A 19,612-nucleotide genomic window follows, 5' to 3' on the forward strand; every position below is an offset into this window, starting at 1 on the left:
GACCCCTCGGCGAACCGCACGGCCCCTCGCGAACGGTAGTTTTTTCACCGTGCTCTCGACTTTCTTCTTTTATGGTCCAAGAGTTGACGCTCGCGGAATCGAAGACAGTTCTCGACGCGGCGGAAGAGAAAGCCGAGGAACTCGGCGTCCCGCTGAATCTCGCGGTGACGAACAGCGAGGGGAACCTCCTCGGCTTCCGCCGGATGGACGGCGCGAAGCTCGTCGCGAGCAACATCGCACGGAACAAGGCCTACACGGCGGCCGCGGTGAAGAAGCCGACCCACGAGCTGAAGGAGGGCGCCGAGCCCGGCGGCGACGTGTACGGCCTCCACACGACCGACGAGGGACGCGTCGTCGTCTTCGGAGGCGGGTTCCCGGTCGAACACGACGGCGTCGTCGTCGGTGCGGTCGGCGCGAGCGGCGGTGACGTCTCCGAGGACATGGAAGCGTCGCAGGCGGGGCTCGAAGCGTTCGAATCGCTCCGCTGAGAGGCTCGCGTCGGAATCGATGAGTTCATTCGGCGAATCCCCCCCGGTGCCTCCGTCTTCACCCTTTTTAAACGGGAAGATATAGCGGCGACCGCTCGCGGGAGGTGGGTGTCGCAGTTCGTCGGCAGCGGTGCGGCTCACCGTACCACCGGCACACACGTATAAGCCGCCGACGGAAACACCGGAATCCCGCTTATAACTACCCACTCGACCAACCCGATACGCCCACTCGCTACCGATCAAGAGCACCGGTCGTCGTTCGGCCGTTTCGAACGAATGAATAGCCGGCGAGGCGGGGCCCGACGGCGCCCGCTCAGTCGAATCCAGCGGTTCCCTCGAGGAGGTGTTCCGCCACGGCGTCGTCGTCGAGTTCGATACCGAGCCCGGGACCGGTCGGCACGTCGATGTAGCCGTCCTCGATGATCGGCTCCTCCCGCGACAGCAGGTCTCCCCACCAGTCGACCTCGAGCGCGTGGTACTCGAGCACGTCCGCGTTCGGGATCGCCGCACAGAGGTGCACGCACGCCATCGTCCCGACCGGGCTACAGACGTTGTGCGGGGAGAACGGGATGTACCGTTCCTCTGCGCGCTGGGCGACGCGCTTCGACTCCGCGAGCCCGCCGAGCGTCGTCGGGTCCGGCGTCGCGATGTCGACCGCGTACTCGTCGAGCAGCTCCGTGAGCTCGTGCACTCGGAACCGGTTCTCGCCGGTCGCCAGCGGCGTCGCCGTCGCCCGAGCCACGTGCTTCTGCGCCTCCGTCTCCTCCGGCGGGACGGGGTCCTCGAGCCACATCAAGTCGTACGGCTCGAGCTTCCTGGCGAGGCGCTTGGCGCTCTCGACCGTGTAATCCCAGTGGCAGTCGAACGCGAGGTCGACGTCGTCGCCGATCGCGTCGCGCACCGCCTCGACGACGGCGACCTTGCGACGGATAGCCGCGTTCGACAGCCGGCCGTTGTGCGGGTCGGGATCGTTGTCGGTCTCCATGTCGAGGTCGAACTTGATCGCGTCGAACCCCATGTCGACGACGCGTTCGGCCTCGGCGGCGTACGCCTCGGGCGTGTAGGCGTCGGCGTCGGCGTACTCGGTGAACCCCCCCTCGTCGACGGCGTACGCCTCGCCCGCGTGACAGTCGCAGTAGATCCGCATGCGGTCCCGGTACTTCGAGCCGAGCAGCTGGTAGACGGGGAGATCGAGGATCTTTCCGGCGGCGTCCCACAGCGCGATCTCGATGCCGGACGCGGCGGTGACGACCTTCCCGGTCGTCCCGCCGTGGCCGGACATCTCCTGGACGATGTACCGGAAGAGCCGCTCGACGTCCAGGGGGTTCTCCCCGACGAGAAACCGGTTGGTGTACTCGACGAGTTCCGGGACGCCGCCGCCGCGGTACGCCTCGCCGACGCCGGTGACGCCGGCGTCCGTGTGGACCTTCACGAGGTTCCACTCGAAGTTCCCGTCGACCACCGCCGACTCCACCTCGGTGATCTCGACTTCGTGCCCCTCGGGTCGGTCCGCGGCGTGGTTCGTGTGGTCTCTCATCTGTTTTCACTCGGATCGAACCGCGTCGATGACGCCGCGCAGGTAGCCGACGGTAAACCCGCGGCTGCGGTGTCGCCAGTCGTCGTCGCCGACCATCTCCGGAACGTGGTCCGGGATCACGGCGCCCTCGTAGCCGACGTCCCGCAGCGTTCGAACCGCCTCGACGGTGTCGAAGTTCCCGTCGTCGACGAACGTCTCGTGGAAGCTCGGCACCGTTCCGACGACGTCGCGGAAGTGAATGAACACGATCTGATCGCGTTCTCCGAAGCGCTCGATGACGTCGACGACGTCTTCGCCCATCTGCGAGAAACAACCGAGACACAGCTTCAGCCCGTGGTTGTCGCTCGGAACGAGCTCCATCCCCTTCTCGAAGTTCTCGACGCTCCGGAACAGGCGCGGGATCCCCCCCAGCGACTCGAGGACGGGCGGGTCGACCGGGTGTAACGCGAGTTTGACGCCGGCCTCCTCCGCGACCGGGAGCACGGTCTCCAAGAAGTACCGGTAGTTCTCCCAGAACTCCGCTTCCGTGTACGCTCGGTCCAGCCCGGGCGCGAGCTCGTGGGGGTCGTCGAGCTCCTCGAGGTCGAACGCGGTCGCCGTCGCCCCGCCGCGGGTCTCGGTCGGCGTCGTCCGCATCGGAACGACGCTGCGGGGGTTCCACTGGTAGCCCATGACGGGGATGTCGGCCTCCCCGAGGTTCCGAATGAGCGTGGTGATCTGGTCGAGCGCCTCGTCCGCGCCGCCTCGGTCGAACATGATGTCCCCGTAGAGTGAGTACGGGAGCGACTGGATACCGGTCAACGACAGCCCGGCGGCCTCGACGCGTTCCCGCGCGGATTCGAGCTCGGAGACGGACGGGATCGAGTCCGGGCCGACCGCGATCGTGTCGCTCCCGTCTCGGTCGTTGAACTCGTCCGGCTCCTCCTCGGTGTCGGCGTGGTCGATGAAGAGGTCTGTCGCCCCGATCTGGCGGACGTACCGGAGCCGGTCGTCCGACAGCGAGCGCGTTCTCACTCCGACGCGGATATCCGCCTCGTTCGCATTTTCACCCATGCGACACGGTTAGAATCTGGATTTATAAAGCGTAGTGGTATAGTTATATTCGAACAGACATTTCGAGCGGTCTCTGAGCCCGGACCGCTACCGTACGAGCGGAACACCTATGTGTACGTCCGTCGCACGCCGAACCAAATCGAATGATAACGGAGTCACCGCGAGCGGCGGACGTTCCGCTCGTCCAAGGCAGGACCGTCGCAGACGTCTACGTCGACGAGGCCGACGCGGCCGTCGCCGGTGTCGCGGCGTCCGACCTCAGGGACGACATCGAGCGCGTCACGGGCGAACGACCGGCTCTCAGGCACTCACTGGAGGACTGCTCTGACACCGCCGTCGTCGTCGGGACGGTCGGCCGCTCGGCGGGCGTCGACGCCTGTGCCGCGGCCGGTGACTCCGCGGCCGACCGGCTCAGAGGCCAGCGCGAGAGCTACCGCATCGAGACGCTTCGGGACCCGACGCCGGAGCTCGACCGGTGCGTGCTCGTTACCGGGAGCGATCGCCGCGGGACTGCGTACGGCGCGTACGAGCTCTCGAAACGCGTCGGGGTCTCGCCGTGGTACTGGTGGGCCGATGTCGCACCGACTGAGCGCGAGACGGTCGCCGTCGAGGCGGGATCTTACGCCGACGGACCGCCGTCGGTGACCTATCGAGGGATCTTCCTCAACGACGAGGACTGGGGGCTCCGGCCGTGGGCGAGCGAGACGTTCGCGCCCGAGGACGCCGAGGACCGTCCCGGCATCGGACCGAAGACGTACGAACGCGTCTTCGAGCTACTGCTTCGGCTGAAGGCCAACACGATCTGGCCGGCGATGCACCCGGGGACGAAGGCGTTCTACCGCTACGCCGACCACGCGGAGCTGGCCGACAGGTACGCCGTCGTCGTCGGGACCTCCCACTGCGAGCCGATGCACCGGAACAACGTCGACGAGTGGGACGCTCCCGCCGAGGCGTGGAACTACGAGACGAACCGGGAACGAATCGTCGAGTACTGGCGCTCTCGCGTCGAGTCGGTCGCCGATTACGAGAACGTCTTCACCGTGGGAATGCGCGGGATCCACGACTCCGGGATGCCCGGTGGAGAGACGCGCGGGGAGACGATCGACCTGCTACAGCGGGCGATCGACGACCAGCGGCGGCTCTTGGGCGAGGCACACGACGTCCCCGTCGACGACGTTCCACAGGTGTTCTGCCCGTACAAGGAGGTCCTCGACCGCTATCGCGAGGGGGTGGACGTGCCCGACGACGTCTGTCTCATGTGGCCCGACGACAGCCACGGCTACGTTCGAGAGCTACCGACGGAGGCCGAACGGGAACGACCGGGCGGATCGGGCGTCTACTACCACCTCTCGTACTGGGGGCGCCCCCACGACTACCTCTGGCTGTCGAGCGTCCCGCCGGCGCTCGTGAAACACGAGATGACGAGGGCGTACGACGCCGGCGCTCGGGAGTGTTGGGTCGTCAACGTCGGCGACATCAAGCCCACCGAAAAGGAGATGGAGTACTTCCTCGATCTGGCGTGGGACGTCGAGCGCGTCCGTGACACCTCGACCGACTCGTGGCTGACGGCCTGGGCCGACCGCGAGTTCGACGGGGGCCACGCGAGCGAGATCGCCGCCATCCTCCGAGAGTACTATCGGCTCGCCCGGTCGCGCAAGCCAGAGCACATGGGCTGGTCGACGGTGTACCCGGACACGCCGCCCGACGAGCCGGCGTACAGCGTCGTCGACGACGGCGACGAGGCCCGGCGCCGAGTCGAGTCGTTCGACCGACTCGTCGAGCGAGCGGAGGCCGTCGCCGACGACCTCGATCCGAATCACTGGCCGAGCTTCTACGAACTGGTCCTCTATCCGGTCCGCTGCGCCGCGGCGATGAGCGAGAAACACCTCCACGCGGCTCGGAGCCGCCGATACGCGGGACAGGGCCGCGTCTCCGCGAACCGGTACGCTGACCGCGCCGTCGCGGCCCACGAACGCATCGCGGCCGAGGCCCGGTACTACAACGAGGACCTACGCGACGGGAAGTGGGACGGGATGGCCTCGCGGAACCCGCGAGAGCTGCCGGTGTTCGCCTCTCCGAGCACCGCGAGCGTCACGCCCTACGACGGGTCCGCGCTCGGAGTCGTCCCGGAGGGCCACGAGCGACCGGTCCGCGGCGACGAGAGTGTCCCGCCGACGCTCCCGACCGTCCACGAGCGCGTGGACCGCGACCGCTTTATCGACCTCTTCTCCCGCGGCACCGATCCCGTCGAATGGACGGCGGAGACCAGCGACGACTGGATCACCGTCAGCGAGTCCGGCGGAACGGTCGGCGACGAACGGCGGGTCTGGATCGGCGTCGACTGGGCGGTCGCACCGGCCGGTCGCGTGACCGGGACGGTGACGATCGCGGCCGAGGGCGCCCGCAAACCGGTCCGCGTCGAGGGCGTTGCGCCCGCGGTCGATCCCGGCGCGGACTTCGCCGTTGTCGACGGCGCGGCGGCCGTCGAGGCCGAGCATTTCAGCCGGGCGGCCCCCGGCGCGGACGGCGACGGCTGGGCGGAGAGCGACGTTCCGGGGCGCGTCTCGGGGGCGACCATGGCCGTCGACCTCCCGCCGGACGCTCCGACCGACCGTTCGGTCGCGGACGCGCCGCGGCTCGACTACGAGGTCGACGTTCCCTCGACCAGGACGGTCGCGGTCGAGGTTCACTGCGTCCCGACACAGGCGCTCAACGAGGGGCGGGACCTACGGTACGCGGTCGGCGTCGGCGACGCCGGTCCCGCGATCGTTTCGATCGATCCGGACGGCGGGGAACACGACCCCGAGTGGCAACGGAACGTCCTCCGCGGGGCGGCTATCGGGACGACGACGCACCGGATCGAACGGACCGGGAGGCAGACGCTCCGGCTCTGGGGCCTCGATCCCGGTCTGGTCGTCGACCGGATCGTCCTCGTCGCGGACGGCGAGCGGTCGACGTATCTCGGACCCCGCGAGACGGCCGTCGGCGATTGAGACGTTCCCGTCGGCGATTGACGCGGTCGGCGGCCGGGAGACGATAGGGGGCGGCGGCGTCGAAGTCGACCGGAGCGCTCGGGCGTTTCGTACTGTGGTACTCCGGTTAACCTAAAAATCGTCTGGGCAAGGGGCCGCTCGCCGCTCAGTCGTCGCCGGCGGCCCATCGGGTGCCGTCCCTGATGAGCCGTCGCACGCCGTCGTGGGTCAGCGACGGCGTGCCGTGGCCCAGCGAGCTGTAGAACACCCGGCCGTCGCCGTGGGACTTGGTCCACACCACGGGCGTATCTGCGTGTTCGGGATGGTCCATCCGCGCCAGGACCCGCACGGAGTCGTCCACGTCGACGACGTACGGCTCGTCCCACACCGTGAGCGGGCCCATCGAGGCGGTGACGGGGTGGTGGTGGTCGACGATATTGACGTCAAGGGCGGCTCGTTCCGGGTGCGTGAGGAAGTGGCCGCCGATGAGCTCCCGCAGTTCCGGGAAGGGGTCGTCACGGGAGTCGATGACGTCGTCCGGGTCGTCGGGCTCCGTGCTGGTGAGATCGGAGGCGCAGTGAACGCCCGCGTATCCCCCTCCGTCCTCGACGAACGAGAGGAGCCCCCGGAGCTGCCCGTCGGTCAGCGAGCTGTCCGTGAGGTAATCGACGACGGCGTCGTACCCCGACAGGTCGGCCAGGTCGTCCTTGTCGGTCGTGAGCGTCACGTCGGTCCGATCGCCGAACGCGGCGGCGATCTCCGGGCCGCGCGCCTCGAAGCGATGGAACGGGAAGCGGTTGCCGCCGATCGCGAGTACCGATCGTAGTGCCATACCACTACGACTAATCAGAACCGCTAAGAAAGCTCGGGTGTCCGCGCTCGATCGAGTCGGCTCCGCGCCCCGGAGCGGTCACTCGACGCGGTTGGCGTCGATGTAGTCCCAGTCGAACGCGTAGCCGAGCCCGGGCGTCTGGGACAGCGCCACCGCGCCGTTCTCGTCGATCTCGTCAGGCGGATGTTCGAGGCCGGGGAAGTACGTCTCGTAGTCGTGTTTCGGGTGGAGGAGACCGCGCTCGTAGTACCGACCGGGGGACGCCATCGTCCCGAGCAGGTGGAGGTTCGGGGCGCCGCGGCCGTGGATCTCGCACTCGATGTTGAACGACTCGCAGAGGCCGACCGCCTTCAGTGCCGGCGTGATACCGCCAACGTCGTAGACGCCGACGCGGATGATGTCGGCGATGTCCCGCTTTATCCACTCGGCGCGGGTGTGCATCCGGCCCTCGGCGGTCTCTGGGCCGACGACGGCGATGTCGAGCTCGTTCGAGAGCCACTCGTAGGAGGACATCGAGTGTTCGTCCATCGGCTCCTCGATCCAACGGAAGTCGAGGTCCTCGAGCGCCCTCCCGATCGTCTTCGCCTCGCTTCGGCTGTAGAAGTGGTGGGCGTCGAGCATGAGGTCGACGTCGTCGCCGACGCGCTCGCGGACCGCCCGACAGGCGGCGATGTCCCGCTCCGGGTCGTCGCCGAACGGCGGCATCCACGTGTGGAGCTTGACGGCCTCGTACCCCTCGTCGACGAGCTCCGCGGCGAAATCGGCGTACGCCTCGGGCGAGCCGAGTCCGTCGGGGTCGTCGTCGCCGACCATCGTGCTCCCGTAGGCCGGGACCGAGTCGCGCGCCGCGCCGACGAGTTGGTAGACCGGGAGCCCGGCCTGCTTGCCGGCGGCGTCCCAGAGCGCGCAGTCGATGGCCGCGACGCGCTTGTCGGTGAGCGTGCCCTTGTTCAGCCGCTCGGCCCGGCAGAGCAGTTGCCAGAGCTTCTCGCGGTACAGCGGGTTCTCGCCGACGAGGTGCTTCTTGGCGAACTCGTTGGCCGCCTCGTGGCCGCCGCGGCAGTAGCCGTCGGGGCCGCCGTCGACGACGACGCGAGTGACGGTCCGTGTCGACTCCCTCGGCTCGCCGGGGTGGCCGTGGCCCTTCTCGTCGGGGTCGACGTGGGACGCACAGCGGAACCGGATCGTCCGGATGTCGGTGATCTCCATGCTTGGGTGTCGGATACGCGCATACCCCATAAAAGCGCGACGGACCGGAGATTTCGGGACCGGACGACGGTGCAACGATCGCGCTCGCGGTGACGGCGTCGCCGCCGGCTCGTCAGTCCAGCACGTCGACCGGCTCGTCAGTCCAGCACGTCGACCGGCTCGTCAGTCCAGCACGTCGGCCGGCTCGTCGGGGTAGGGTTCGCGGACGAGCCGGCCCATGTCGATCTCCTGGTACGGGGCGCGCCGGAGCGTCCCGTTCTCGACGAACTCGTCCGCGCCCGCCTCGGTCAGTTTCGCAGCCAGCGCGTCGCGGAGTTCGGCGACGACCTCGGGGTTGTCGGCGGCGCAGTCGTCGAGTTCGTTCGGGTCGGCGGCGAGGTCGAACAGCTGTTCGCGGCCGCCGTTGCGCATGAACACGTACTTCCAGCGCCCCTCGCGCACCATCCCGGTGAAATTCGGCGGGAGCCGCGGCGTCCGGTGGTAGCCGAACAGCCGCTCCCGCGGCTCCACGTCGCCCCGGATCGCCCCGAGCACGTCGACGCCGTCGCGGAGTTCCTGGTCGCCGGCGGCCGTCGTCGCGATGCCGAACAGATCGGTCAGCGCCACGAGGTCGTCGCGGCGGACGCCGGCCGGGAGCTCCGCGGGCCAGCTCACGAGGAACGGGACGCGACAGGACGACTCGAAGAACGACGTCTTCTCCCAGCCCCGGTGGTCACCGAGCAGTTCGCCGTGGTCGGAGAAGAAGCAGACGAGCGTGTCGTCGGCGTCGTCTCGAGCCTCGACCGCGTCGAGCAGGCGACCGATGCGCCGGTCGAGCTCGGAGATCATCCCGTAGTAGTGCGCCTTTATCAGTCGGACGGTGGTGTCGTCGACGCCACCCTCGCGAGTCGTCCAGAAGTGGTGGTTCTGCGCCGGGATCTTCTCGTCCGCGTGGTCGGTCTCGAGGTCCCCTTTGATCGGATTGCCGAGACGGTCGGGGTCGTACATCCGGTCGAAGGGCGGCGACGGCGCGAACGGCGGATGGGGCGGTTCGTACGAGACGACGCCGAAGAACGGCTCGTCCGTGTCGCGGCCGACGAGGTCGACCGCGCGGTCGGTCGTCCACGCCTCGTAGTTGTCGTCCGGCGGGAGCCGGTTCTGTTGCGGGAGGTGCACCATCGCGCCCTGCCGGGCGGTCGTCTTGACCTCGTGGCCCGTGTCGTCGCGGAACGCCTCGAAGCTCAGGCGCCGGTCGTAGCCGAGGTCGATATCGCGGGGGTGCGCGTGGTACTTCCCGACGAGGAACGTCCGGTAGCCCCGCTCGCCCATGCTCCGGGCGAGGAAGGGACCGAACCGCTCTTCGAGGTGACTCGCGTCGCGCTTCTCGTTGCCGAGATACCCCGTCGAGACGGCCTCACAGCCGGTTCGAATCGTGTGTCGCGCCGGAATGCAGATGGGGTCCGGCGAGTAGGCGTTGGTGAAGGAGACGCCGCGGTCGACGAGCCGGTCGACGTTCGGGGTGCGGATTCGGCTGTTTCCGAGCGCGTGGATCGTGTCCGCCCGCTGCTGATCGGTCACCACGAACAGGACGTTGGGGCGAGTATCGCTCACGACCGACTTCCGACCACCAGTAGTATAAAGATACGTCACCGCGAGAGTACGCGTATATGCCCCCTACAGCGAGTGCCTTCGACGTATCGGCCTACGTCGACGCGTCGGACGACCTCCAGACCGAGGCGTTCCAGACGGCGATCGACGAGTGCTCGGAGTCCGGCGGCGGAACCGTCACCGTCCCCAGCGGGACGTACACCGTCGGCACCGTTCGCCTCCGAAGTGACGTGAGACTCTATCTGGAGGCCGGGGCCGTCGTCACCCCCGCGAAAGACGAGTCCGAGTACACGGACGAGTATATCGGTCCCGACAACGAGCGGATCTTCTTCCTCGCCGAGGACGCGGAGAACGTCACCATCGCCGGCGAGGGCGAGTTCGACGGCCTCGGGACCGAGTTCATGCGAATGGACACGCCCATTCAGGGCCATTCCAACGAGACGGCGTCGCACCCGCTCATCTCGAACGGCCCCCACGAGGCGAGACAGGGCCACGCCTACCTCTCGCGGACGAAGGGGACCGACGGCTGGCCCGTCGCGAAGCCCGACTTCCGCCCCGGACCGATGTTCCAGTTCAACGACTGCACGAACGTCCGCGTCCGGGACGTGACCATCCGCGACATGCCCGCGTGGACGCTGTCGTTCCACGGGACTGAGGAGGTAGACATCCGCGGCGTCGACATCTACAACCACCTGCTCATCCCGAACTGCGACGGTATCGCGCTCGGCGACACGCGGAACGTTCACATCTCCGACTGCACCATTCGCTCGTGCGACGACAGCATCACTCTCGGCGCGCGCCGCGACGAGCCGACGACCTGTGAGGGCATCGTCGTGACGAACTGCACGCTCCAGTCGAGCGCCTGCGCCATCAAGTTCGGCTCGGGCACCGACGACGCGATCCGCGACTGCCTGTTCCAGAACATCGTCGTCCAGGAGTCCAACCGCGGCCTCGGCATCCAGCACCGCGACTCGGGCGTCGTGGAGAACGTGCTCTTCACCGACATCGTCGTCGACTCCAACCTGCTGCCCGGCCCGTGGTGGGGGAAGGGCGAACCCATCTACGTCACGTCGGTCCCGCGGGACGGCGACACCGACCTCGGCGGGATCCGGAACGTCCGGTTCTCGAACATCCTCGCGCGCAGCGAGAACGGCGCGCTCGTCTACGGCTCCGAGGAGTCCGACATCGAGACCGTCGAGTTCGACGACGTCCGCATCGAGCTCTCCGGGAGCGAACACGCAGACGAGGTGGGCGGCAACTTCGACCTCCAGCCGACCTCTGTCGTGACGCCCATCTTCGCCAACGACATCGCCGCCGTCCACGTCGAGAACGCAAGCGGGGTAACGATGCGGGACGTGACCGTCGAGTGGGACGAGAGCGACGACCTGCCCGGGTACTACCGGAGCGGACTGGCCTGCGAGGGCGTGGACGGCCTGCTCGTCGACGGCTTCGTCGGCAGACAGGCCCACCGCGACGACGACGCGGCGGCGGTTTCGCTCGCCGACACCGCGGACGTCACGATCCGGAACTCGCGGGCGACCGAGGGAACGGGGACGTTCCTCTCGCTGTCGGACACGACCGGCGAGCGCCTGTTCGCGAACAACGACCTCGTCGACGGCGCCGACGCCGGCGACGTGGAGCCCTTCGAGCGGTCGGGGAACGCTTTCCCGCAGTAACTCGACGTTCAGGCCGGCGAGCGTTCGACGTTCAGGTCGACAAGGGTCCGATATTTAAACCGGCGAGGTTCCGGTCAGTATCGGACGTACCCGGAGTGGTCGGTCTCCGCAGCGTGGAGACTGCCCGTCAGGTCCGTGACGTAGAGCGTCGAGCCGTCCGGGCCCCCGAACGTGCAGTTCGTCGGGCGGTTCTCGGGGAACGGGTGGCGGTCGAGCACCTCGCCCGACGGGGCGAACACGTATATCGACGGCCCCGGGCCGCTCTTCTCCCACCCGGCACAGGCGACGATCTCGCCCGACTCCGTGAGCGTCATGCCGTCGATGCCGCGGTGGTCGCCGAAGTCGTGGAGCACCTCCCGGGATCCGAGCGACCCGTCGTCGCGGATCGGGTAGGCCCGCAGATCGGTCTCTTGGTCCGGTCCGTAGGTGCACTCGGCGACGTAGAGCCGCCTCTCGTCCGGCGAGAGGAGGATCCCGTTCGGGCGGTCCATCTCGTCGGTGAGGCGGACGAGACGCGGGTCGTCTCCCACGGTTCCTCGCTCGATGCGGTAAACGGAGTCGTGACCGAGCAGCCCCCGGTCCTTGTCGTCGGGGTCCGTGAACCAGATGTCGCCGTCGCGGTCGATTTCGAGGTCGTTCGGCCCGTTGAGCGGGGTCCCTTCGAACTCGTCGACGACGACCGAGGCGGGCTCATCGGGTGCCAGCGCGGCGATTCGGTGTCCCTCGGCCTCGCAGGCGTACAGTTCTCCGTCCGGACCCTCGTGGAGCCCGACCGCGCCGGCGGTCGAGTCGAGATGGACGCTCGTCTCCCCCGTCTCCGGGTCGTACTCGAGGACCTGGTGCTGTTTTATCTCCGTGAATCGAACCGCGTCGTCGACCCAAATCGGACCTTCGGTGGCCCGAAACGGTCCCGCGACCCGCTCGAATTCCCATGCCATCGAGTGGCCGTTCTTCCCAAGAGAACTTAAATATCGTCCGCCGACCGCGGGGCGAATACAGTCGGCGACTGAAGCGGACGATAGCCGCCACGGAATCCAACGTCCGTAGGCGGTTCAGAACGCACCTCGACCGGAAATGCCCTCAAGAGCTCCTCACTCGAGGTCGTATCCCCACTCCCGCAGCGTCGCGGCGATCTCGTCCGTGTGTCGAAGTCCGACGAGGAGCGCGGCCTCACGGAGGTCGGCCTTCTTGACCTGTTCCCCGAGCTCCGACTCGAGCGTCCGTGTCGCCTCGCGCTGTGTGTCGACGGTCGACTGCTGGAGGTGGAGCTGTACGGTCTGTTCGCGGCCGTCAGTGATGCTGTTCCGCGTGAGCACCCACGGGAGGTCTCGCTGCGATGATCGGGCCGCGGCGTCTGTCGAAGATTGTATCGCGGTATCCGGTGTATCATCGGGTGCCGGTTCGGCCGTGTCGTCGGCCGCGTCGGCCTCGGTCTCCGTCTCTGCCGTCGACTCACTCCCCTCGTTCGCCGTCGTACTCCCCCAGTCGTCGTCGGCGGCGCCGCTCTTGAAGCCGCCCATCACGCCGTCACCCCCTCTTCCTCGAGCGCCCCGGGTTCAGGCGGGTTCGGCGCCTCGATTCCGCCCTGCGTTTCGATGAATCGGGCGATGCGGTCAAACTGGGCGAGCGTCTCGACCTCGTAATCTCGGCGACGATCGCGGTGAGTCTGGACGTACTTGAACGCGGAACACTGCTGACGCCAACACCCCTCCATCAGCGACGTTCGGTCCCCGATGACCTCGGGGACCTCGTACGGGATCGTCTCGAGCGTCTCTTCCTGGTCGCGCGTGCCTTTGAATCCGATCGGCACTGCACCCAGGACGCCGACGTCGATGTTGAGCTGGTCCGCGAAGTTCGTCGCGAGCTCTTCGAGCCCCTCGACGGCGGCCTGTCCCTTCGCCGACGGTTCGATCGGGAGCAGCAGGTTCCGGGTGGCGTAAATCGCGTTGTAGAGGTGCGAACCCTCGGTCGCCGGTGGATCGCAGATGAGGATGTCGTATTTGTCGGGCACGCCCGCTTCCCCGAGAACCCGCCGCAACTGCGCGTGGACGTTGTACGCGTCACCGAAGTCCTCGGCTTTCTGCTGTTCTCTGTCGAGGTGTTGGGTGAGATCAGACAGCGAGTTGTGTTCCGGGATGATGTCGATCCCCTCGGCCGTCTCGATGAGGTCCTCGAACGGACCGCGCGGACTCCCGACCATGTGACGGACTAAGCTGTCCGCGTTGGCGTCCGCGCGATCGGTGTCAACGCCGAGGAGGCGGCTCAAGTCGCCGTCCTGTGGATCGAGCGGGACGACGAGGACGTCGAGGCCGGCCCGCCGGTGAGCGACGGCCGCATTCGCTGCGAGCGAGGTCTTCCCGACGCCCCCCGCCTCACTGTATACCGTGTACGCAAGCATAGGAGTATGATCAGGCTCTTGGCTAATGAATGTATGTCAGACACTCATCTGCGTCACCTGGATATCTATCTTAGGCACCTGTCTTAGTCATCTATCTTAGATAACTGTCTTAGGTATCTTATTCATGCCTCTAACTCACGTGTCTGCCCCGTCTTTCTAAGACATCTAGGAAATGTTTATTAGGTATTCATCTTATGTTCCTATCTTAGTTCTCTATCTTATATTCTCACCTTAGATATCCTCCTTAGGCGTCTACATACGGCGGAAACGAACGATATCGAAGTCACAAACAGCAGTTCTCCGTCCGAGACCGGGACCGGCCAGTGCACCGGAGGCCGTCATCTGTCGTTCACCCGCCGATCCGTCTTCGAGAACGCTTCGGTCGCCATGTCCGCGCGTTCGGCCGCCTCGATGTGCTGGTACGCCGCTCGGACCTGTTCCTCGCTGTTATCGAGGTACCGAGCGGCCGCGGCGTAGCCGAACTGGCGGACGAGCACCTCCCCGACACCTCGGCGACCCCCGTGCAGTTCGAGGTAGTCGCCGTCGAGCGAGAGGTCCAGCTCGTCACGGCGCTCGGCGAGGGCGTCGTGCGTCCAGAGGCGTTTCATGATCGACCGGGCGCCGCCAGTGGTGAGCGGCTTCGGGGCGTCGAGGTCGTGCTCGGCGGCGACGATCAAGTCGGGGACTCCGTCGCGGACGGTCTCGATCGCGTCCTCGTCGAGCCCGGCGTCGGCGAGTCCATCGGTAACGTGAGCCGCGAGCGACGGCCGGTGCAGCGTCGTGAACACCGGCCACGACTCCGGAACGTCCAGTATCTCGGCGTAGCGCTCCAACGGCGTACTGACGGGATCCGGGAGCGAGGCCTCCTTCCACTCGCGACTCTTCCGGAACACCGTGACGCTGCTGTCCGCGAGGGACACGTCCCGCCAGCGGATCCCGTTTCGACCCTCGCGGTCCTCCTTCGGAGCCGAGAGGAACTCCGAACCGCGTAGTCCGGTGTAGGCGATGACGTACACGAGCGCCTGCTCGCGACACCGCTGGTACGCTTCGAAGCGCGCCTGTTGTTTGGTCCGCCACAGCTCGCTCTCCGGATCGCCCCGGTCGGCGTGCGGAACCTCGATCGCGCCGAGCGCGTCGAACGCTTCGGAGACGCGACGATCGACGAACTGCGTGATCAGGTCGCGGTGAATCGGCCCCCACGCCTGCTGGTCGCCTGGACGGCGGCCGTCGTTCTCCGGCAGCGGATCTTCGGCGTCCGACTCGCGGGCGTAGTGCCGCGAGATGTATCCCTGCGCGTGGGCCCACCCGCACCACGACGCGACGTGTGCGTAGTAGGTGAGCACCGTCCCGGCGGCGTGTCCATCTGCCGAGAGATACCGCGCGTAGTCCGAGAAGACCGTCGTGTCGAGGTCTGCGAACCGCACCGTGTCGCCGTCGACGACGCCCGCCCACGACTCCGGCGGCGACGCGTTCGCCGGATCGCTCTTCCCGCCGAGACACCACTCCCTGAATCGGGTGAGCTCGCGCTCGGCGTCGACGCGGTATGCGCCCTGCCTGCCGAGGTCGCCTTTCCCCTTGTCGGCGTAGTATTTCGAGAACGTGTCGCCGATCGGCGTCTCGACGGAGCGGCGACCCGTCATCGCCACTCCGGACCGGGGAGGTCGTGACGTCGCAATACCGCGACAGCAGTGGCGATCCGGCGGGAGCGCCAGTGTGTGGAAGCGTCGGCCATAGTTCTGAATCTGTCTCGTTTGGGGCCACGGGTGGGGGTCACTAAGAACTTACTCTGTCTTACTCAGCTAAGACAACGTAAATCATATTCCCGTCTGTTCGCGATCCCACGCGCTAACTGCCTGATTTCGGCCGCAAGAGCGAGTTTACTCGGGATAGGCAATGTATAAACTTCATATCGATATACGAAACTATCGCGCCCGGCGCGTGCTGTACGAACCTATGTATGAGACATCCAACGCAGACGGTGGGTCGCGTCCCGCTTGTGCAATTCGAAAGAGTCGGGAGACGGACCCGTCTTCCTTCTGTTCTGGAGGGCTTCCTGGGCCGTTACACGTGTATGCTTGTAATTACAACAGGACGGAATGGCGGACACCACACCTGAGCCCGGAGTTTCCGCATAGACTGACAGGGATGACGGACTGAGATCGAGTTCGTGACGCCGCGATTCTCACGCTCTCGATGGCGTCCGTGGAAACAATTATCAGTAAAATAGGACGATCACCGATCAGGCGAATAGAAAAAAAGACAGGTAATTGTGGTATATATTCTATCATAACTAATATCGGAAGCAGCGGTGCTGAACAGTCATAACGCTCTCTTGTAAACGATACTGTGAGAAAGTATGTACGAGCATAATATAAAAGATATGACTTATTTAAAATATTATAATGCCCATAGATTTTTCTCCAGCGGCTCTCACAGTGGTGTATGGACGTAGATGCACTCCGTCGGGCTCTCGAGAACACGGACCTCAAGAAGTACGAGGCGGCTGCGTATCTGACGCTGATCGAGCACGGTGAGTTGGCCGCGGTCGACGTTTCGAGTAAGTCGGAGATCCCGACGTCACAGGTGTACGATACGCTCCGTTCGCTGGAAGATCGCGGGCTCGTCGAAACGATAGACGGGGAGCGGCTCCGCGCGAAGCCGAGGGATCCGGACGCCATGCTGGAGGAGCTCCGATCGAGGGGATCGCTTCTGACGAACGCGGCAGACGCGCTCGAGGACCGATGGGAGGAACCGGAGTACGACGAACACCGGGTCGGCGTCGTGAAACGTCCCGAGACGGTGTACGAACACACCCGTGACCAGCTCAACAAGGCCAATCTCACGGCCGAGTTCACGATGTCGTTCGACCAGTTAGAGCTGCTGCTTCCGGAGCTCGAAGACGCCGCAGACCGCGGCGTCTTCGTCCGAATACACCTCTACGCCGAACCGGGTCTCCGTGAGAAGGCCGCCGCGGTGGGACTCGAAGACACCGACCTCCATATTCGGGTCGGAACGATCCCGGGGCCGTTTCTCTCGATCATCGACCGTCACTGGCTGTTCTTCACGCCGAACACGCGGGCGGACGAGGATTACGGCGTCCTCATCAACGACTACATTCTCTCTTTTATCACCCACTGGTACTTCGTCAGCTGTCAGTGGCACATGTGGGAGCCGCTGTTCGACGCCGATGCGTCGTGGACCCAGTACGATTCGCTCGAGGAGTTCATGCGGGACACCGTCCCGCTGTTCGACGACGGCGCGGAAATCGAAGTCGAGATCCACGGGAACTACATCCGGAGCCGGGAGGACTGCGTCGTCAGCGGGCGTCTCACGGGCGCGTTCTACCCGTCCAGGTTCGGGGGCGGTCGCAACCAACTGGCACTGGAGGACCTCTCGAGTTACGCTACGGTGTATCTCGACACCGGCGACGAGACCCTCTCCGTCGGCTCGTGGGGCGCGGTCTACGAGGACGTCGAAGCCCACCGCATCAAGATCAAATCCATCGAGTTTCCGCTCGACGCCGCCGCGACCGAGACCGACGCGACGGGTCGGCCCTAGTCGTCGGCCCGCGTGACGGTTACCGCCGCCTCTCGATCGGCCAGCTCGACGGTGTAGGTGCCCGGCTCCACGCTCCGGGTACCGTCCCGGTTCGCGAGGCCGAGCGACGCCGCGGAGAGAGTGATCTCGACGGTGTCCGACTCGCCGGCCGCGAGCGACACGCGGTCGGAGCCGCGGAGCTCTCGAACCGGCCGTACCCGCGAACTCACGTTCGGCCGGACGTATACGTCCACGACTGCGGTCCCGACGCGGTCGCTCGTGTTCGTCACCGGGAGCGTCACCGTCGTCGACTCGTCGGGCCCGATCGTCGACTCGCTCAGGTCGATATCGCCGTATTCGAAGGTCGCGTAGCTCTCCCCGTGACCGAACGGGAACAGCGGGTCGTACGAATCGAGGTGTTCGTCTGGACCGATCGGCGTCGGATGGGGGTGGTAATTGAACCGGGTCGGGAGGTGTCCGGCGGACCGCGGCATCGAGATCGGAAGCCGGCCGCTCGGATCGTTCTCGCCGTAGAGCGTCTCCGCGACCGCCCGTCCGCCCATCGTTCCCGGGTAGTACGCCATGAGAAGGCCCGCGGCGCGGTCCGCCAGCCCGGTGACGGCGAGCGGGCGGCCCGTGACGAGCACCCCCACGACGGGGGTCCCGGTCTCGGCGATGGCTTCGACGAGGTCGCGCTGAGCCTCGGGGAGTTCGAGCTCCGTCCGGTTAGGGAACTCGTCGGTACCGGTCCCGCTGACCTCGTTCGGTCCGAACTCGTGGAGGTACCAGTTCTCTCCGAGCGCGACGACGGCGACGTCGGCGTCCTCCGCGGCGGCCGCCGCGGCGTCGATGTCCTCCGGGCGGGCGGTCTTCGCCCCGCGCTCGTAGGTGACCGTTCCCGTCGACATCGACTCGATGGCGTCCCGAATCGTGACGATATCGGTTCCCTCCGGGTCGGGCACGCTCCAGCCGCCCAGTTGGCTGATCGGGTCGTCGGCGTTCGGGCCCGTCACGAGCACGTCGTCGTCCGCGTCGAGCGGGAGGCGGCCGTCGTTCGAGAGGAGCGTCATCGACTGACGGGCCGCGTCGAGCGACCGGCGTCTGTGCTCGTCCGTGCCGACCGTCGCGTCGGCGGTCTCCGGATCGACGAACGGGTCCTCGAACAGGCCGAGCTTGAACTTCTGGGTCAGGACGCGCCGAACGCTCTCGTCGACGAGCGACTCGGGCAGGTCGCCGGCCTCGACGAGCGACCGATACCGCTCGGCGTGGTCGACGGCGTCGACGGAGGCGAGATCGAGCCCGGCCTCGCGCGTCCGCCGTACCGACCCGCGGTGGTCGGCCGTCACGCGATGGTCGTCGTGTAACATTCGGACGCCGTTCCAGTCGGAGACGACCGTCCCGTCGAAGCCCAACTCGTCGCGGAGATACCCCGTGAGGAGCGACTTCGATCCGTGGGCGGGTTCGCCGTTGGTCGCGTTGTACGCCGGCATCACCGATTCGACGCCTTCCCGTAACGCCTCCACGAACGGGGGAACGAACACGTTGCGGAGCGCGTACTCCGACACCTCGGCCGGCGAGGCGTCCTCCCCGCGGACGGGCTCGCCGTACGCGGGGAAGTGCTTCGCGGTGGCGATCACCGACGAGTCGTCGATGTCGTCGCCTTGGTACCCGCGGACCTTCGCCGCGGCGAGGGTCCCGCAGAGGGACGGGCTCTCGCCGAACGTCTCGAACGTCCGGCCCCACCTCGGATCGCGGGCGACGTCGCAGGTCGGCGAGTAGTTCTGGTGTGCGCCGGTGGCTCTGACTTCGTCGGCGGTGATCGCCGCCGTTGACTCCGCGAGCGATTCGTTCCGCGTCGCGGCCATGCCGAGCCCGTTCGGGAACGCGGTCCCCTCCGACACGTACGCGTGCCCGTGGACCGCGTCGACGTTGAACAGAAGCGGGATACCGAGGCGCGTCTCCGACCGAGCGACTTCCTGGAGCCGGTTTACGGTTTCAACGACGTCGTCGAGGCGCGTGTCGTGTGCGCCGGCCCAGCCGAACGACGCCACGGCGCCGACGCCGTGGCCGACGATCTCCGCTTCGACGTCCTCGAGGTCCTTCGTCTCGTCGAGGTCTCCGGCCCAGGTACCGACGAGCTGTCCGACTTTCTCGTCGAGCGTCATCCGGTCGAGGAGGTCCTCGACGCGCTGCGTTATCGGTAGGGACTCGTCGCGATACGCTAACGGCTCCGCTGTGCCTGCCATGCAATAGCCGTCTCTGTAACCCAATATAAATCTTCGGTGGCCTCGATGAACTCGCCCCGAGATGCACGGACCCCACC

14 protein-coding genes are annotated in these 19,612 nt (G+C 66.7%); 4 read left to right on the forward strand and 10 right to left on the reverse strand.

Annotated elements, in window-relative coordinates; all coding sequences use genetic code 11:
- Positions 1-71 precede the first annotated feature (71 nt).
- Positions 72-488, forward strand: coding sequence for a GlcG/HbpS family heme-binding protein (locus tag C469_RS10180; protein ID WP_008006299.1), 417 nt, complete (start codon positions 72-74; stop codon positions 486-488).
- Positions 489-801: 313 nt separating this feature from the next.
- Here the strand turns inward: C469_RS10180 and C469_RS10185 are convergent, their stop codons facing one another.
- A complete protein-coding gene (locus tag C469_RS10185; RefSeq protein WP_008006301.1) occupies positions 802-2,025 on the reverse strand; it encodes a mandelate racemase/muconate lactonizing enzyme family protein in 1,224 nt (407 codons plus the stop codon).
- 6 nt (positions 2,026-2,031) lie between these two features.
- On the reverse strand, positions 2,032-3,078 hold the full coding sequence (locus C469_RS10190) for a mannonate dehydratase (protein ID WP_008006303.1): 1,047 nt from the start codon (positions 3,076-3,078) through the stop codon (positions 2,032-2,034).
- 143 nt (positions 3,079-3,221) lie between these two features.
- On the opposite strand from C469_RS10190, the gene C469_RS10195 reads away from it, so the two are divergent.
- Positions 3,222-6,071 (forward strand): glycosyl hydrolase 115 family protein, encoded by a 2,850-nt coding sequence (locus tag C469_RS10195; protein ID WP_008006305.1) that lies wholly within the window; start codon positions 3,222-3,224, stop codon positions 6,069-6,071.
- 145 nt (positions 6,072-6,216) lie between these two features.
- Here C469_RS10195 and C469_RS10200 read toward each other — a convergent pair whose 3' ends face one another.
- From C469_RS10200 to C469_RS10210, 3 genes are all read right to left on the reverse strand, one after another.
- The gene (locus C469_RS10200) at positions 6,217-6,882 is read right to left on the reverse strand and encodes a ThuA domain-containing protein (protein ID WP_008006307.1); all 666 of its coding nucleotides are present in this window, start codon (positions 6,880-6,882) and stop codon (positions 6,217-6,219) included.
- A 78-nt stretch (positions 6,883-6,960) separates the two neighbouring features.
- Positions 6,961-8,091: an enolase C-terminal domain-like protein gene (locus C469_RS10205; protein ID WP_008006309.1), complete on the reverse strand. Its 1,131-nt coding sequence runs from the start codon at positions 8,089-8,091 to the stop codon at positions 6,961-6,963.
- Between the two features lie 162 nt (positions 8,092-8,253).
- Positions 8,254-9,681: a sulfatase family protein gene (locus C469_RS10210; protein ID WP_187127448.1), complete on the reverse strand. Its 1,428-nt coding sequence runs from the start codon at positions 9,679-9,681 to the stop codon at positions 8,254-8,256.
- Positions 9,682-9,737: 56 nt separating this feature from the next.
- Between C469_RS10210 and C469_RS10215 the strand changes: the two genes are divergently transcribed.
- Positions 9,738-11,354, forward strand: a complete 1,617-nt coding sequence (locus C469_RS10215) for a glycosyl hydrolase family 28 protein (RefSeq protein WP_008006313.1) — start codon at positions 9,738-9,740, stop codon at positions 11,352-11,354.
- 74 nt (positions 11,355-11,428) lie between these two features.
- Here the strand turns inward: C469_RS10215 and C469_RS10220 are convergent, their stop codons facing one another.
- From C469_RS10220 to C469_RS10235, 4 genes are all read right to left on the reverse strand, one after another.
- Positions 11,429-12,292: an SMP-30/gluconolactonase/LRE family protein gene (locus C469_RS10220; protein WP_008006315.1), complete on the reverse strand. Its 864-nt coding sequence runs from the start codon at positions 12,290-12,292 to the stop codon at positions 11,429-11,431.
- A gap of 153 nt (positions 12,293-12,445) precedes the next feature.
- Positions 12,446-12,874, reverse strand: a complete 429-nt coding sequence (locus C469_RS10225; RefSeq protein WP_008006316.1) for a hypothetical protein — start codon at positions 12,872-12,874, stop codon at positions 12,446-12,448.
- On the reverse strand, positions 12,874-13,752 hold the full coding sequence (locus tag C469_RS10230) for a ParA family protein (RefSeq protein ID WP_008006318.1): 879 nt from the start codon (positions 13,750-13,752) through the stop codon (positions 12,874-12,876). Before C469_RS10230 ends, C469_RS10225 begins: the two co-directional genes overlap by 1 nt.
- A gap of 338 nt (positions 13,753-14,090) precedes the next feature.
- Entirely contained in the window at positions 14,091-15,392 is a 1,302-nt protein-coding gene (locus C469_RS10235; protein ID WP_008006320.1) for a hypothetical protein, read from the reverse strand.
- 802 nt (positions 15,393-16,194) lie between these two features.
- Here C469_RS10235 and C469_RS10240 point away from each other — a divergent pair.
- Positions 16,195-17,310, forward strand: coding sequence for a TrmB family transcriptional regulator sugar-binding domain-containing protein (locus C469_RS10240; RefSeq protein WP_008006323.1), 1,116 nt, complete (start codon positions 16,195-16,197; stop codon positions 17,308-17,310).
- On the opposite strand, the gene C469_RS10245 is transcribed toward C469_RS10240, so the two are convergent.
- Positions 17,307-19,535 carry a glycoside hydrolase family 3 N-terminal domain-containing protein gene (locus tag C469_RS10245; RefSeq protein WP_008006324.1) on the reverse strand — a complete coding sequence of 743 codons (2,229 nt, stop codon included), beginning with the start codon at positions 19,533-19,535 and terminating at the stop codon, positions 17,307-17,309. The genes C469_RS10240 and C469_RS10245 overlap by 4 nt on opposite strands.
- Positions 19,536-19,612 lie beyond the last annotated feature (77 nt).

The sequence above is a fragment of the Halorubrum lipolyticum DSM 21995 genome, assembly GCF_000337375.1.
In the GTDB taxonomy this organism is placed as follows: domain Archaea; phylum Halobacteriota; class Halobacteria; order Halobacteriales; family Haloferacaceae; genus Halorubrum; species Halorubrum lipolyticum.